Here is a 15,736-nt window from a genome sequence, read left to right as displayed (position 1 = left end):
TTGGCGGTCGATTCGCCTCCTTCGAACAGATACCTCGGATGTCAAGGGGTGGGGTGTGCGGCCCTGGTCGGCTCCGCCACAGCCGGGCGAGGACCTCGTTCACCACGTCCGGACGCTCCTGGTGCGGGGCGTGGGTGGCGCCGCGCACCCGCGTATGGCGCGCGCCGATCGCCCCGGCGAGATACTCCCCGCCCGCCGTCAGCGCCTCGCCGGTGAACGTCCGGTGGTCGGGGTGCGCGCCCTCCCAGGTCCCGTTGATCACCATCTGGGGCAGACCGGGCGCGGCCAGTGGGCCGAGCGGTATCCGCGCGTCCCGGACGGGCCGTTCGCGCATCGCGGACCGCACCGCCCGCGGCGGCCGGGGCGTCGTCTCCGGCATCGGCGGACCGTACGGCTGGGTGGGCCGCCGCAGATACTCCACCGGGTCCGGCTCCTAGGGAACGTCCCCGAACGACGCGCGGATGCGCGTCAGCGCGGCCGCGACTTCGGGCCGCGCGGCGGCAAGTGCGCAGCGGCGACGGCTCGATGAGTGGGAGGGAGCGCACCGCCGCGGGCCGGGCCGACGCGGCCGGCATCGCGCCCGCGGCGCCGTAGGAGTGGCCGACCAAGTGGGCGCCGTCGCCCAGTAGTTGGCCGATGTCCTCGACGTCGATCGCGTAGTCGCTCCGCGCGAGGTCCGGACTGTCGCCGCAGCCGCGGCGGTCGGCGAGTTCGAGGCGGCACAGCCCGGCCGGCGGCCGCTGCGCCGCGAAACAGTCGGTGCCCCGGCTCATCGTGCCGTGCACCAGCACCGCCCGGGGAGCGCCGGGCGCCGTCTCGTCCCACACCGTCACAGGAAGGGGGTCAGGGGGCGTGCGGCCCCACGGCAGGGCGCGGGCGACCGGTGCGGCCCGGCTCCCCACCGGTCAGTATCCGGCCAGCTCCGCGAGCACCCGCGCCCGCGCCAACTCCCGTGCCCCGGCCGCGAGATCGTCCTCGTCCGCGTACCACAGCGCGCTCTCCACCCCGCGCGCCACCGACCAGGCCAGCAGCCGCGCCGGATCCTCGCCCAGCACCTCGGCGACCAGCGTGTAGCGGTCGCGGAGCACCGGCCGCGGATCCGGCTGCGTGAACGGGTCGTCGACCTGCATCAGCAGCGGCCACGGGTCGTACGCCGGGTCGCCGGCCATCGGTTTGGGATCGATCGCCAGCCACGGCCGGCGCTCCGCCGCCAGCACATTGCCGGGGTTGAAGTCGCCGTGCACCACGACCTCGCGGGCGGCCGTCACCGGCAGGGTGCGCAGCAGGTCCGCGCCGAGCGCGACCAGCCCCGGATCGTAGCCGGGCCGCAGCCGGATCATCCGCTCCTGGAGCACATCGGCCCACTCGGCGCACACCAGGTCCACCCGCTCCAGCTCGCCCTCCGGCGGCGCGGGCGCGGCCCACAGGTCGCGCAGCAGACCGGCGGCGAGCGTCAGCCGCTCGGCGGGCGGCAACGGGTGGCCGGTGAGCGGGGTGCCCGGCGTGCACCGTTCGATCAGCAGTGCGCCGCGCTCGCGGTCCCAGCGGTGCAGCCGTACGGCTCCGTCACCGTCCCAGGCGCGCAGTCCGGGTGCCTCCCCCTCGGCCTCGCGGTGCGGCCAGGTCACCTTGAGCACCGCGGGCGAGCCGTCGGGCCGTTCGCACGGTGCCACCCAGGAGCAGCTGCCGCCGTGGAACGGCGCGCCGAGCCGCAGCTCCCACCGTTCCTCGACCTCCCGGACGAGCCCCGGCAGCCGGTCGAGCCAGGCCCGCCCGGACGGGGACCGCCCCAGCTGCGCGACCACGGGCAGTTGGGCGGGGAAGCGGTCGTCGTCGTGCGGGGAGTACGCCATCGGGGCAGCGTAGCGACGGGCCGCCGGGGACGCGGAGCCGGGCCCGGCGGCGGGTACGGGGGACGGCCGGGCGCGCGGTGATGTGCCGGTGCCGCGGCCGCCGGGACACCCGGCCCGCGCAGGGCCGTACGAGGGGATCGCCCCGGACACCGCCGCAAGAGCGCTCTTCATACGTATGACTGCTGGTAAGTGTTCGGGCATGAGCGCGTACCCCCGCTGTGCGGCCGTCGCCGTGCTCGCCGCACTCGCCGTGGCCTGCGGCGGCCCGCACCTCGCCCCGCCGTCCCCGGCGCCCAGGCCGCGCGGCAACGCGGGCGCCCCCGTGTCCCATGTCGCCCGCCAGCGGCCGTTCACCCTGGTCGCCTCCGGGGACATCAGCGCGTCGCACCCCGCCGTACTCCGCACGGCCCACGACGACGTACCGGACCAGGACGCCGAGTACGACTACCGGCCGATACTGGCGGGCGTGCGGCCGGTGATCTCCGCCGCGGACCTCGCGCTGTGCCAGCTGGAGACCCCGCTCGGCCCACTGTCCGGACCGTTCACCGCCCAGGCGCCGCCGCAGCTCGCCACCGCCCTCAAGGCGACCGGCTTCGACTCCTGCGCCACCGCCTCCGAACACGCCCTGGACCGCGGCGTCCCCGGCGTACGCCACACCCTGAAGGTCCTGGAGACGGTCGGCCTGCGGCACACCGGCTCGGCCCGCAGCGCCACCGAGGGGGCCCGCCCCGCGCTGCTGCGGACCCACGGCGCGCGGGTGGCCCAGCTCTCGTACACCTACGGCACCGGCGGCGCCCAGCGCCCGGCGGCCGCCCCGTGGACGGTGAACCTCCTCGACGACCAGAAGATCATCGCGGATGCGCGGGCCGCCCGCCGGGCCGGCGCCGATGTCGTGGTCGTCAGCCCGCACTGGGGCACCGAGTACCGGACCGCCCCCAACGAACAGCAGATCCGGCTCGCCCACGCGCTGACCGCCTCGCAGACCGACGGCCGCCCCGACATCGACCTGGTCATCGGCGCCCATGCGCACACCCCGCAGCCGTACGAGAAGGTCAACGGCACCTGGGTCGTCTACGGCCTGGGTGCCCAGCTCTCCGGCGCCATGCGCAAACCGCAGGGCAACTGGGGCACCATCGCCCGCTTCCGGTTCGCCCCGCCCGAGGAGGAGGGCGAACGCTGGCAGGTCACCGAGGCCGAGTACTTCCCGCAGCTCGTCGTGCAGCGGCCGAAGGTGCGGGTGGTCGATCTCACCAGGACCCGCGGCCACGCCGACGTCCGCAAGAAGATCGGCAAGGCGGTCCTCAGCCGGGGCGCCGCGGCGGACGGGCTGACGATGGGGAGGTGACCCGAGGCCGGGACGGTGCGCGCGTATGCCCGGCCGCCCCGGTGTGAAACCCTGGTGACGCACCACGGCGACCAGACCAGGGAAGGGACCGGAGGGCAGTGAGCGAGAGTGCGGCCGTCCGGCCCCGGAACCCGCGCGGCCAGGGCGAGCGCCTGCGGGCGGACCTCCTGCGGGCCACCGAGCGGCTTCTGGAGGAGGTCGGCAGCGAGGACGCCCTGTCGCTGCGCGCGGTGGCCCGCGAGGCCGGTGTCGCCGCCCCGAGCATCTACCGGCACTTCGCCGACAAGACCGAACTGGTCTGGGCGACCCTGGAGGTCAGCTTCGAGCGGCTGGCGCAGGCGATGACGCAGGCCGCCGCGCGGGCCGACGCCGACGACCCGGTGGAGCGGCTCCGCGCCGAGCTGCGCGCCTACTGCCACTACGCCGTCGCGCACCCGGCCACCTACCGCCTGCTCTACGAGACCCGGCAGACCCCGGTCGGCCCCGAGCGGCTGTCCGGGCACCCGGCCCGGCTGATCGTGCACAGCTGGTCCGACGCGCTGGCGGCCTGCGAGGCGGCCGGCTGGCGGGTGCGCGGCACCCGGTCCGAGGCGCCGGGCATGCTGTGGTCGTCGGTGCACGGCCGGGTCATGCTCTGGCAGGTCATGCCGAGCCGCAAGGACGCCAGCCGGCTGGACCGGTTCGTGGACGAGATCCTGCATCTGCTCCTTGAGCGCTGAGCGCTCAGCGCTGGACACCGGGCGCCCGGCGCCCGGTGCCGGGCCTCGGGCGCCGTCGGCGCCGCCCCTCCCCGCCCGTCGCCCCCCCCGGGCTCCCTGAAGCAACGTCATTTCCCGTACCCCGACCTGTTTAGTTGGTCGATACACATGTAAGTTTACAGCTGTTAGGCGAACGTCCGACGCATGGCGCACACCCCTGCCGGTGTGCGCGCGAGGAGCGTGATGAGCGAAATGACCCGTCCCACCGCCGCGGCACCGCTGCCCGTCCAGCCACCGAGCGGCTGCCCCGCCGGTCCGCCCCCGCACGCGAACCTGCTCGACCGGGGCGACCCGCACACCGCGTTCGGCGCGCTGCGCACCACGGAGCCGATCTCCAAGGTCTCCCTCGCGGACGGGAGCTGGGCCTGGCTGGCCACCCGCTACGCCGACATCCGGGCGATCCTCGGCGACACCCGCTTCAGCTCCGACCCCACCGTCCCCGGCTACCCGCTCAGCGGGATGACCGGCGGCGGCAACACCGACAACCGGGCATTCATCCGCCGGGACCCGCCCGAGCACACCCGGCTGCGCCGGATGGTCACCCGGGAATTCATGGTCAAGCGCGTCGAGGCGCTGCGCCCGCGGATCCAGCGCCTCACGGATGACCTCTGCGACGCGATGGAGCGGACCCGGGAGCGGGCGGACGGCCCCGTGGACCTCGTCGAGGCGCTCGCACTGCCCGTCCCGTCCCTGGTCATCAGCCTGCTGCTGGGCGTCCCCTACGACGACCACGAGACCTTCCAGCGGCTCACCGGCACCCTGCTCGCCCGCAGCGTGACCGACGCCGAGCGGGCGGCGGCCCGCGATGAACTGCGCGACTACCTGGACCGGTTGGTCACCGCCAAGGAGGCGGCGCCCGGCGACGACATCCTCGGCCGGCTGATCACCGAACAGCAGCGGACCGGCGAGATCACCCACGACGATGTGACCGCCTTCGCCGCGCTGCTGCTGATCGCCGGGCACGAGACCACCGCCAACATGATCGGCCTCAGCGCCCTCACCCTGATGCGCGACCCGGAGGCCGCCGACCGGCTCCGCCGGGACCCCGCCCTGATCCGGGGCGCCGTCGAGGAGTTGCTGCGCTTCCACAGCATCATCCGTAACGGACCGCGCCGGGTCGCCACCACCGACATCGAGATCGACGGGCACCTCATCCGGGCCGGTGAGGGCGTCGTGGTGGCCGTGGCCTCGGCCAACCGCGACGACCGCGTCTTCGCCGACGCCGACCGGTTCGACCCCGGCCGCCCCAACGCCCAGCACCATGTCGCGTTCGGCTACGGCATCCACCAGTGCCTGGGCCAGGCGCTGGCCCGTGTCGAACTCCAGGTGGTCATCGGTACGTTGCTGCGCAGGTTCCCCACGATGCGGCCCGCCGTACCGGTCGAGGAGATTCCGTTCCGTACTGATATGTCGATCTATGGCTGCCACGCGCTGCCCGTCACCTGGTGACATGGGCACACACCGGCCGTCACCCTGTGATGCCGGGCGGCCCACCGCACCGCGGCGCCGCACCCGTACCTCGGTTACCTTCCCACCTCACCTCCGACGGGAGCTTCCTGCCATGAAGATCACTCTTGACGCCGACGCGTGCTGCGCCGCCGGTCAGTGCGTACTGATCGCGCCCGAGGTCTTCGACCAGCGTGACGAGGACGGCGTGGTCGTCCTCCTCGACGCCGAGCCGCCCGCCGAGCGGCACGACGCGGTCCGCGAGGCGGCCGCCATCTGCCCGGCCGCCGTCATCCGGATCCACGCATGAGCGCCCGGCCCATCGCCGTCGTCGGCGCCGCCGCGGCCGGACTCGCCGCCGTCGAGGCGCTGCGCCGCTTCGGCTGGCGGGGCCCGCTGACCCTCATCGGCGACGAACCCCATCTGCCCTACGACCGGCCGCCGTTGTCCAAGCAGCTGCTGCACGGCGTCTGGGAGCCCGAGCGGCTGCTGCTGCGCACCACCGACCAGCTCGATCCGCTCGGCCTCGACCTGCGGCTCGGCACCCGGGCGACCGGCCTGGACACGGCCACCCGCACCCTCACCCTCGACAGCGGCGAGCGGCTCGGCTGCGCCGGGGTGATCATCGCGACCGGTGTCGCGGCCCGCACCCTGCCCGGCGCCGACCGGACCGCCGGGGTGCACACCCTGCGCACCCTCGACGACGCCCTGGCCCTGCGCGCCCGGCTGGCGGGCCCCGCCCGGCGGCTGGTGGTCGTCGGCAACGGCGTACTCGGCTGTGAAGCCGCCGCGGTGGCACGGGAGCTGGGCCATGACGTCACCCTCGTCGGCCGCGACCCGGTGCCGATGGCCCGGACCGTCGGCGCCGAGGTCGGCGCACTGCTCGCCGAGGAACACCGCGCGCGGGGCGTACGGCTGGTCACCGGCGCCGTGGACGGATTCGAGACGCGCCCCGGAGCAGCGGACGAGGCGGCGGAAGGGGCAGCGGCCGGGACCGACGACGCACCGGACGGACCGCGGGTCACCGCCGTGCGGCTGGCCGACGGCACCCGGCTGCCCGCCGACACCGTGCTGCTCGCCATCGGTTCCGAGCCCGCCGTCGACTGGCTGCGCGGCGACCCGGCGCTGGACACCACCGACGGGCTGCGCTGCGACGCGTACTGCGCCGCCGCCCCCGGTATCTACGCCGCGGGCGACGTGGCCCGCTGGGACCATCCGGCGCACGGCCTGCCGCTCCGCTTCGAGCACCGGCTGAACGCCACCGAGCAGGGGATGGCCGCCGCCCGCAACCTGCTGGCCGAACTGGCCGCGCAGACCCCGCGGGCGGCCGGGAGCGACCCGGCCACCACGGCGGACCAGGCCCCCGCGCCCGCCCAGGAACGCCGCCCCTTCGCCCCCGTGCCGTACTTCTGGTCCGACCAGTACGACATCAAGATCCAGGCGTACGGGCTGACCGACGGCGCCGACCAGGTCGAGACCACCGTCCTGGACCGGGCCGAGCGCCGTACCGTCGCCCTCTTCGGCCGGGGCGGCGCCGCCGTCGGCGTGCTGGCCGCCGGGCTCCCGCCCCGCCAGCTGCGGGCCCTGCGCGCGGTCGTCGCCACCCCCGTCCCGTGGGAGGAGGCGCGCGCCACGGTCCGTGCCGTCACCACCGGCTGACCGTGCCCGATCATGGAGGGATGACCGACTCGTACGTACGGGTGCGCGGCGCCCGTGAGCACAACCTCCGCACGATCGATGTGGACATCCCGAGGGACGCGCTGGTCGCGTTCACCGGGGTGTCCGGATCGGGCAAATCGTCCCTCGCCTTCGGCACGCTCTACGCCGAGGCGCAGCGCCGCTACTTCGAGTCGGTGGCCCCCTACGCCCGCCGCCTGATCCACCAGGTCGGCGCCCCCAAGGTCGAGGACATCACCGGCCTGCCGCCCGCCGTCGCGCTGGAGCAGCGGCGCTCCGCGCCCACCGCACGCTCCTCGGTCGGCACCGTCACCACCCTCTCCAACTCCCTGCGCATGCTGTTCTCGCGGGCCGGCGACTATCCGGCGAACGCGCCGGAGCGGCTCGACTCGGACGCCTTCTCGCCCAACACCGCCGCCGGCGCCTGCCCCGAATGCCACGGCCTGGGCCGGGTCCACCGGGTCACCGAGGACTCCCTCGTCCCCGACCCGGCGCTGTCCATCCGCGACGGCGCCGTCGCGGCCTGGCCCGGCGCCTGGCAGGGCAAGAACCTCCGCGACATCCTCGCCACCCTCGGTCACGACATCGACCGCCCCTGGCGCGAGCTGCCGCGGGCCGACCGCGAGTGGATCCTGTTCACCGACGAACAGCCCGTCGTCACCGTCGAGCCGGTCCGCGCCGCCGGCCGCATCCAACGCCCCTACCAGGGCCAGTACATGAGCGCCCGGCGCTATGTGCTGCACACCTTCGCCGACTCCAAGAGCGAGACGCTGCGCAAGCGCGTACGGGGCTTCCTGGTCGCCGAACCGTGCCCGGTCTGCGCCGGGCGGCGGCTGCGCCCCGAGGCACTGGCCGTCACCTTCGAGGGCCACGACATCGCCGCCCTCGCCGGTCTGCCGCTGAGCGCCCTCGCCGGACTGCTGCGCCCCACGGCCGGGCGCCCGGACGACGGTGTGGCCCCGACGCTCGCCCGCGACCTGGTGGCCCGGATCGAGGTGCTCACCGAACTGGGCCTGGGCTACCTCAGCATGGACCGGCCCTCGCCCACCCTCTCCGCGGGCGAGCTCCAGCGGCTGCGGCTCGCCACCCAGCTGCGGTCCGGTCTCTTCGGCGTCGTCTACGTCCTGGACGAGCCGTCCGCCGGACTCCACCCGGCCGATACGCGGTCGCTGCTCACGGTGCTGGGCCGGCTCAAGGAGGCCGGCAACTCGCTGTTCGTCGTGGAGCACGACATGGACGTGGTGCGGCGCGCCGACTGGCTCGTGGACGTCGGTCCGCGGGCCGGGGAGCACGGCGGCCAGGTGCTGCACAGCGGCCCGGTCGCCGCCCTCGCGGACGTCCCCGACTCCGCCACCCGCCGGTTCCTCTTCGCCACCGAACCGCCCGCCGACCGGACGCCCCGCCGCCCGTCGGGCACGCTGGCCCTGTACGGCGTCACCCTGCACAATCTGCGCGCGCTGGACGCCGTCTTCCCGCTCGGCGTCTTCACCGCCGTCACCGGCGTCTCCGGATCGGGTAAATCGACGCTGGTCACCCGCGTCCTGGCCGAGGCCGTGCGGGAGCAGCTCGGCGCCACGGCGGAGGAACGGACCGCGGAATCCGGCCCGGACGCCGACGCGGACACCGGAACCGACGCCGGTGTGACGGCACGGGCCCAGCTCACCGGCGCCCGGGGCCTGGCGGCGGTCGACCGGCTGGTGCGGGTCGACCAGAGGCCGATCGGCCGCACCCCGCGCTCCAACCTCGCCACCTACACCGGGCTGTTCGACGCCGTCCGCAAGGTCTTCGCCGCCACCGACGCGGCCCGTGCGCGCGGCTACTCGGCGGGCCGGTTCTCGTTCAACGTCGCCGGCGGCCGCTGCGAGACCTGCCGGGGAGAGGGCTTCGTCGCCGTCGAACTCCTCTTCCTGCCCGGTACGTACGCGCCCTGCACCGCCTGCCACGGTGCCCGCTACCGCCCCGAGACACTGGAGATCACCTACCGGGACCGGACCGTCGCCGACGTGCTGGCGATGACCGTCGACACCGCCGCCGGCTTCCTCGCCGACATCCCCGCGGCCGCCCGCAGTCTGCGCACCCTCCAGGACGTGGGTCTGGGCTATCTGCGGCTCGGCCAGCCGGCGACCGAACTCTCCGGCGGCGAGGCACAGCGCATCAAACTGGCCACCGAACTCCAGCGGACCCGCCGCGGCCACACCCTCTACCTCCTCGACGAGCCCACCACCGGACTGCACCCCGCCGACACCGAGGTGCTGCTGCGCCAGCTGCACGGCCTGGTGGACGCGGGCCACACGGTGGTCGTCGTGGAGCACGACATGGGGGTGGTCGCGGGCGCCGACCACGTCATCGACCTGGGACCGGGCGGCGGCGCGGACGGCGGCCGGATCGTCGCCGCGGGAACCCCGGCCGAGGTCGCGGCCGCGCCGCACAGCCGCACCGCGCCCTACCTGGCCCGGCGCCTGTCCCGTACGGAGGCGTGAGGCCGGACCCGGGCCGGCCCCGGAAGGGCCGGCCGGATGCGGGGTGCCCCCTCACGGGTCGGACGCCGGCTGACCCACGGGCGGGGCCGGCTCCGTGCCGGTACCGGGCGGATGGTCACCGCGTCGGTACCGGCGGTGGCGCGGCGCGGTCGCCGGTACCCCAGGCGGACGGCTCCGGGCCCACCGAGAAGGCCAGTTCGCGGGCCGTACGGAGATCGGCGGTGGTCAGGTAGGTCCGGTCGTGCGCGGCGCCGCCCAGGCGGACCGACTGGACATAGCGGTCGGTGGCCGAGGTGCCGGGCGCCGTGACGGTGAAGTGGCCCGCCGGGTAATAGCGCCGGTCCAGGGTCAGGTCGACCCGGTCGAAGACCGGAGTGCTCAGTCCCCAGGTGGCGGTGCCCGGCTGCACGGGGAACACCCCGATCGAGGAGAGCACCATCCACGCCGACATGGTCCCCAGATCGTCGTTGCCGGTCATCCCGGCGGGGGTGTCGGTGAAGAGCGTCAGCGCCGCGTGCACCACGTCCGTCGTCTTCCAGGGACGGCCGGTGGAGAGATAGGTGTACGGCGCGATGAGGTCGGGCTCGTTCTGCGGGTTGTACTTGTCCGCGTTGTCGTAGTCGTACGGCCCGTTGACCCACACCTGGCGGGCGGTCCGCCCCGGGTCCTTGAGCAGCTCCTGGTAGGCGAAGAAGGAGTCCAGGCGCCGGTCGGCGGCCGCCTTGCCGCCGATCAGGTCCAGCATCCCCGGCAGGTCCTGCGGGACCAGCCACTGGTACTGCCAGGCGGTGCCCTCGTGGAACCCCTCGCTCCTGGCCGGGTCGGCGGGCCCGGTGAAGGCGCCGTGCTCGTCGCGGGCCCGGAAGAACCCCGTCGAAGGGTCGAAGATATTGCGGTAGTTGCGGGCCCGCACCGCGTAGCGGTCGGCGTCCGCGCGGTGGCCCAGATCGCGCGCCATCTGGGCCAGCATCGCGTCCGACAGGGCGTATTCGAGGGTCGCCGAAGCGCCGTGGTCGAAGTCGGAATCGCCGGGCTTGGGGTGCGCGCGGCCCTTGATGTACGGGGCGAACCCACCCGTCAGGTACTCCGCGTTGGCCTCCCGGCCCACGGCGGGCGAGGCGGCGGGCGGCACCCCGTCGGCGTTCTTGCGCAGCGCCGCGTACGCCTCTTCCTCGTGGCCGGCCAGCAGCCCCTGCTGATAGGCGTTGGTGAGGTACGGCGTGACCGGATCGCCGGTCATGATGTTCGTTTCGACCGTTCCGTAGCCCCACTTGGGCAGCCAGCCGCTCTCCTTGTCGATCCGCAGCACCGACAGCGCCATGTCCCGGGACTCGTGCGGTGCCAGCAGCGACAGCAGCGGCGCCTGGGTGCGGTAGGTGTCCCACAAGGACCAGTTCTGGTAGTAGGTGAACCCCCGGGCGCGGTGCGTCCGGTTGTCCCAGCCGGTGTAGCGGCCGTCCACATCGCTGCCGATGTTCGGTGCGAGGAAGGACCGGTAGAGCGAGGAGTAGAAGGTCCGGTGCAGGGTGGCATCGCCGCCCGTCGCCCGCACCACGCCCAGCCGCCGCTCCCAGGCGGCGTCGGCCGCGGCCTTCGTCGCGTCGAAGGAACGGCCGCCCTCGGCCCGCAGATTGCGGTCCGCGCCCGCCGCGTCCACGTAGCTGAGGGCGGTGGTGGCCTCGACGGTACGGTCCGCACGGGTGTCGAAGCGGACATATACGCCGTGCCGGCCGGTGGCGGTGGAGCTCCGGGCGCCGGCCGTCACCGTGTCGCCGTCCCAGATCCCGTAGGACGCGAACGGCCGGTCGAAGCGGGTGAGGGTGTGCACGGTGTACGGCTCGGTGTCCTGGCAGAAGCCGCGGCCGGTGATGGTGGTGCGGACGGTGCGCGAGTCCAGCACCTCGACACGGGTGGTGACCGTCCGGTGCAGCGACTGGCCCGCGTTGAGCAGCACATTGGCCTTGTCGGTGGCCGGGAAGGTGTAACGCTGCTTGCCGGTACGGGCGGTGGCGGTCAGCTCCGCGGTGATTCCGCCGTACGAGGACAGGCCGACGCGGTAGTAGCCGGGGCGGGCGGACTCGTCGTCGTGGCGGTAGGCGGCCGCGTACTTCGCGTAGTCGGTCTCGGTGATGTCGCCGGTGGTGGGCAGCACCGGCAGATCGCCGCCCAGCCCGCAGCCGACACCGGACAGGTGCACCGAGCCGAAACCGCGGATGTGGTCGTCGTCGTAGTCGTAACCGGTGTCGTGACCGGTGTCGGGGGAGAGCTGCACCATCCCGAAGGGGACGGCGGCGCCGGGAAAGGTGTTGCCTTCGTGCTGACTGCCGATGAACGGGTTGACCAGGTCGGTGAGCGGGCCGGCCGGCTGCGCGGCCCGCGCGGCGGGGGCGCCGAGCGCGCTCCCGAGGAGCGCGGCCGCCAGTACCGCCCCCGCGGTACGCAGCCGGATACGACGGAGCCATGGCATGGTCGGGACCTCCGGAGAGTCGTCGCTGAGCGGACGGCCGACCGGGCGGCGGATGTGCCCCGGCCGATCGACAACGTTGTCAGGCGGGTTGATTCATTCTTGGCGCTTGTCCGGAGCGCGTCAAGAGCGCGGGAGGGTGACCGGGGTTGCGGGGCTGCGGCGGTGAACTGCCGGGCGGTCGGCGGTGGTGTCCCGTCGCACTGGGGTTGTCCGTGGATCTCGCCGGAGCTTTAGGTTTGCCAGGTTGGTCGAGAACCCTCCATGCGCGCATTCTCGGTAGAGCTGGCTTCCGCGGAATCCCGGAGTGGGCTGCCGTACCGAGTCCGGTCAGGCTTCGGTTCGCGCCGCAGTAGTCCGGGCCATGAGCTCGGCGGCCTGGCGGACTTGCGCCGCTGACTGCGCGTCAGGACTGCTCCAGGCTGCGAGCACCGTGGCTGGTTCTCGTGCGAGGACCAGCCGCTCTGAACGGTATCCGCGACTATGGCGTCTCCAGACACGAGCCTCGTTCCAAGGAGAGATCCGCATGTCCGAAGGTGCTTCCTACCACTTCTATCTCGCCTGCCAGGGCCGGAACGAGGACCAGTCCGACAGCGCGATCGTGGTGATCGATCCGGCCGAGGGGAAGGTCAGGGCCTCCACGTCACAAGGGTTCATCAGCCCCCGGTCCCTGGCGGGGCAGCCGGGAGTGGACCGGCTGTACGTGGTTGACGCGCACGACCCGACGGCGGTCTCGATCATCGACTGCGTCCAGCTGCAGCCCCACGACGACGACGTGGCCCCCGAAGACGGCAATCTGGGCCACGCCGCGTTGTCACCGGACGGCGAGCGGCTCCTGGTGACCGCCAACTCCGGCCGCACCCTGTACGAGGTGGACACGAAGACGAACCTTTCCGTACGTCACTACGATCTGCCGGGGACCGAGGGCGGGTTGACGCTCAGTGGTGACGGCGAGCGCGTGTACATGGGCACCAGCGGGAACTTCTGGAGCCCCGCGGGCATCACCCCCAGGGTGGCGATGCTGGAGCTGGCGGACCGCGACGATCCGCCGGTCACCGCTTCGGACGACGAAGAAGAAGAGCCCATGGACAAGCCCCGCCAGGTCCTCGGGCCGGTGGACATCGGAACGACCGTCGAAAAGATCACGGGAGTACGGGTCCTGCTCAGCGCGGACGACAGCCGGCTCTACGCCTGGGAGCCGAAGTCGACCGACGCGCTCGTCGTCCTCGACACACAGACCTTTCAGATCACCGCCCAGGCCAAGGGCCGCCCGCCCGGGGCCATCGCCCTGTCCCCGGACGGAGAACGGCTCTACGCGGTCTACCACGACCGTGGCGGCGTCATCCTCGACCCCACCACGCTCACCTCCACCGACACCTTCCCTGCCGACCCCGACGCCTCCCCCATCCTGTGCATGGGCCCGGACGGCACCCTCCTGGTCGCCTACTCCACGGGAACCGCCGTCCTGATCACCCCCGACGGAGAAGCCGGAACTCCCTTCAGCGTGTCCGGCATCCCCCAGAATGCCGTCACCGCAGCACCCACCCAAGCCTGACCGCAGTAGCGGGAGGGCCTGCCCCCTCTCATCGTGCAGGCCGTGACGACGCCTTCTGACATGCGCACTTCTCACCGCGCAGAAGGAAGCCGCCGGACACGGCCTGCACCACGTCCACCACGCCCTGCCCGACACGAGAGCTCGTCAAGCCTTCCGCCAGGACTGCGGAGTTGCCACTGGCCTCGGAGCGCTTCGGGCGCAGGGTGACGGCCGCGCCCGCGCCACTGCCCGCGGTGATCAGGTACGCCGCCGCTCAGGGCGCGGTCAGCTGAGAATCTGCCAAGCCTGATGGGACCGGGTGAGAATCCGCCGGCCTGAGTGCGACAGGACAGGTGGCTGTGGGGTGCCGTTGACGAACGGCGCCCCGACCGAAAAGTAACCCGCCGCCAGCCTTCGGGCCGAAGGCGCTTTCGCCGTGCAGCCGCGGTCACTGTGGACCGTGGTCCATCCCTCCTTCGGGCCGCGGCAGTCCTCTTCGCCGAGCTCCTCTCCCGACCCCACCGAACTCAATCTCTACGGAATTTCCTGTACGTCGCCTACTCCCACCTGCACTCCTCGACGAGCGCATCCATGTGTGGACCGCATGTTCGCCATGCCAAACCATCGCTTGTGCACATGACTTGGTGGGGCGATGTTGGGAGGTGTCCACCGACACGACAGGGAGATGGCAGTGAGCCTGTCAGCAGACAGCACCATCGGGCACGCGGACGGCAGCACCCATCCGGCGCGGATCTCGGCCCCTGCCGTGCCGAGTCCGGAACGGGCGTGCCTCGTCACCCGGTTCTCAGCCGTCGACGACGCAGCCCGTAGACCAGCAGCCCCGCAGCCCGCGGACTCGTCGATGAGCTGCGCGGGACCGCGGCGTCGGTGGTGACCGAGCCCGGCCACCTCACCCACGGCGCGTTGCTCGGCTCCGCGGGGCGGCTGTCAGCCGTAGGGACGTGTTCGAACGGGTGGCGGCCTGCCCGGACATGCGAATGTCAGACAGCCCGGAGTTCTCCGCAGATTTCGGCGCTGGTCGGCCGGTCGGCCGGGTTGCGGCTCATCATCTGCTCAATGAGCTTGCCGAGCTTGCCCGGCACCGTGATTGGCCGGTGTGGCTTGTCCACGATGGCTTGGCGCTGGTCCCTCCGGTCTGCGTCGTCCGGGTAGGGAACGTGCCTCCAGCCGGTAGCGGAGATGAACAGGGACGCGCCCAGCGCGTATACGTCAGCTTCCTTCGTCGGTACAGCGGTGCCTGTCTCCAGGATGCTCCGCGAGATCTCCGGTGCCTCGTAGTGGACTAGGCGGTGTCTCTTCGATCACGTGATTCGTCGGGTTTGGGTACGGGATCAGCACGTGGCGGGTGTTGACGGGCTGACCGCGCAGATCCATTCGGCGGCCGGCAGCGGCCATCGCAGGAGTCGACGGCCAGGGAATCGGGTCGAACGCGGAGTCAATCTTTGAGAAGGTCGTGAGTGCCCCGGATCTACCGCGAAAGGAAGCCCGTGCCGAGTGCCGTCACGTTGATTCGCTCTGAGTCCTTGTCCGATGTCGCAGAGTACGCCTACGCGGCCACGGCTCCGGCCGAGTCGCGGCTGATCTTCCTCGCCGGAGCGTGCCCGCTGAATGAGGACGGCTCCACTGCGGCGATCGGAGACGTCGCAGGACAGGCGGCCAAGGCCGTGGAGAACATGCGGACCGCTCTGGCAGACTCCGGCGCGTCACTGCACGATGTCATCAGCACTCGCGTTCTCGTTGCCTCCCACCGGCGGGAGGACCTGGTGACGGCGTGGGAGGTGGTCCGGAACGCGTTCGACGACCATGACGTGCCCAGCACGTTGATGGGTGTCACCGTGCTCGGCTACGACGGCCAGCTCGTAGAGATCGAAGCCATCGCCGCTGTGCTCGATTCTTGAGCCGAAAGAACTTCCCTGCCACGGCGACCGACCGTCCCACCCGTGTTCTGGCTCCGATCACGACCGGAGCCAAATGAGGAGGGTGGCGGCGGTGACGGTGCCGAGATAGACGTACCCGCGCTTGTCGTAGCGTGTGGGTGCGCCACGAGGCGCCATGGAGTCGAGTGAGGTGAGAGACCTTACCCCCGGGTTGTCGCAGCAATCCGGGTGAAGCAGGGGGCAGTTCACCCCGGGGGATGCCGAGGTGGGCGGTAAGCAGC

At 72.7% G+C, this 15,736-nt stretch carries 12 protein-coding genes; 8 read left to right on the top strand and 4 right to left on the bottom strand.

Annotated features, from left to right (window positions below; all coding sequences use genetic code 11):
* Positions 1-41 precede the first annotated feature (41 nt).
* Both ACLJWH_RS39210 and ACLJWH_RS39205 read right to left on the bottom strand, forming a co-directional pair.
* Positions 42-773: an alpha/beta fold hydrolase gene (locus tag ACLJWH_RS39210; protein ID WP_411146618.1), complete on the bottom strand. Its 732-nt coding sequence runs from the start codon at positions 771-773 to the stop codon at positions 42-44.
* A 132-nt stretch (positions 774-905) separates the two neighbouring features.
* Positions 906-1,853, bottom strand: coding sequence for an aminoglycoside phosphotransferase family protein (locus ACLJWH_RS39205; protein ID WP_411146598.1), 948 nt, complete (start codon positions 1,851-1,853; stop codon positions 906-908).
* Between the two features lie 199 nt (positions 1,854-2,052).
* Here ACLJWH_RS39205 and ACLJWH_RS39200 point away from each other — a divergent pair, with 199 nt between their 5' ends.
* From ACLJWH_RS39200 to ACLJWH_RS39175, 6 genes are all read left to right on the top strand, one after another.
* Entirely contained in the window at positions 2,053-3,198 is a 1,146-nt protein-coding gene (locus ACLJWH_RS39200; protein WP_411146597.1) for a CapA family protein, read from the top strand.
* A 98-nt stretch (positions 3,199-3,296) separates the two neighbouring features.
* Positions 3,297-3,917 carry a TetR/AcrR family transcriptional regulator gene (locus tag ACLJWH_RS39195; RefSeq protein ID WP_411146596.1) on the top strand — a complete coding sequence of 207 codons (621 nt, stop codon included), beginning with the start codon at positions 3,297-3,299 and terminating at the stop codon, positions 3,915-3,917.
* 222 nt (positions 3,918-4,139) lie between these two features.
* Positions 4,140-5,405: a cytochrome P450 gene (locus tag ACLJWH_RS39190; RefSeq protein WP_411146595.1), complete on the top strand. Its 1,266-nt coding sequence runs from the start codon at positions 4,140-4,142 to the stop codon at positions 5,403-5,405.
* A gap of 112 nt (positions 5,406-5,517) precedes the next feature.
* Positions 5,518-5,712 carry a ferredoxin gene (locus ACLJWH_RS39185; RefSeq protein ID WP_411146594.1) on the top strand — a complete coding sequence of 65 codons (195 nt, stop codon included), beginning with the start codon at positions 5,518-5,520 and terminating at the stop codon, positions 5,710-5,712.
* Positions 5,709-7,061: an NAD(P)/FAD-dependent oxidoreductase gene (locus ACLJWH_RS39180; RefSeq protein ID WP_411146593.1), complete on the top strand. Its 1,353-nt coding sequence runs from the start codon at positions 5,709-5,711 to the stop codon at positions 7,059-7,061. The genes ACLJWH_RS39185 and ACLJWH_RS39180 overlap by 4 nt, the downstream gene beginning before the upstream one ends.
* Before the next feature lie 20 nt (positions 7,062-7,081).
* Complete coding sequence (locus tag ACLJWH_RS39175) at positions 7,082-9,559, top strand: ABC transporter (protein ID WP_411146592.1); 2,478 nt, start codon at positions 7,082-7,084, stop codon at positions 9,557-9,559.
* 115 nt (positions 9,560-9,674) lie between these two features.
* Here ACLJWH_RS39175 and ACLJWH_RS39170 read toward each other — a convergent pair whose 3' ends face one another.
* Positions 9,675-12,026: a GH92 family glycosyl hydrolase gene (locus tag ACLJWH_RS39170; RefSeq protein ID WP_411146591.1), complete on the bottom strand. Its 2,352-nt coding sequence runs from the start codon at positions 12,024-12,026 to the stop codon at positions 9,675-9,677.
* A gap of 523 nt (positions 12,027-12,549) precedes the next feature.
* On the opposite strand from ACLJWH_RS39170, the gene ACLJWH_RS39165 reads away from it, so the two are divergent.
* Complete coding sequence (locus ACLJWH_RS39165; RefSeq protein WP_411146590.1) at positions 12,550-13,578, top strand: YncE family protein; 1,029 nt, start codon at positions 12,550-12,552, stop codon at positions 13,576-13,578.
* Between the two features lie 980 nt (positions 13,579-14,558).
* On the opposite strand, the gene ACLJWH_RS39160 is transcribed toward ACLJWH_RS39165, so the two are convergent.
* Positions 14,559-14,687, bottom strand: coding sequence for a hypothetical protein (locus tag ACLJWH_RS39160; RefSeq protein ID WP_411146589.1), 129 nt, complete (start codon positions 14,685-14,687; stop codon positions 14,559-14,561).
* Between the two features lie 378 nt (positions 14,688-15,065).
* Between ACLJWH_RS39160 and ACLJWH_RS39155 the strand changes: the two genes are divergently transcribed.
* Complete coding sequence (locus ACLJWH_RS39155; protein ID WP_411146588.1) at positions 15,066-15,476, top strand: RidA family protein; 411 nt, start codon at positions 15,066-15,068, stop codon at positions 15,474-15,476.
* Positions 15,477-15,736: the final 260 nt, after the last annotated feature.

This window comes from Streptomyces sp. x-80 (genome assembly GCF_046549095.1).
GTDB lineage: Bacteria > Actinomycetota > Actinomycetes > Streptomycetales > Streptomycetaceae > Streptomyces > Streptomyces celluloflavus.
Note: the sequence above shows the minus strand (reverse complement) of the source record. Positions and strands in the feature narration are given on the sequence as shown.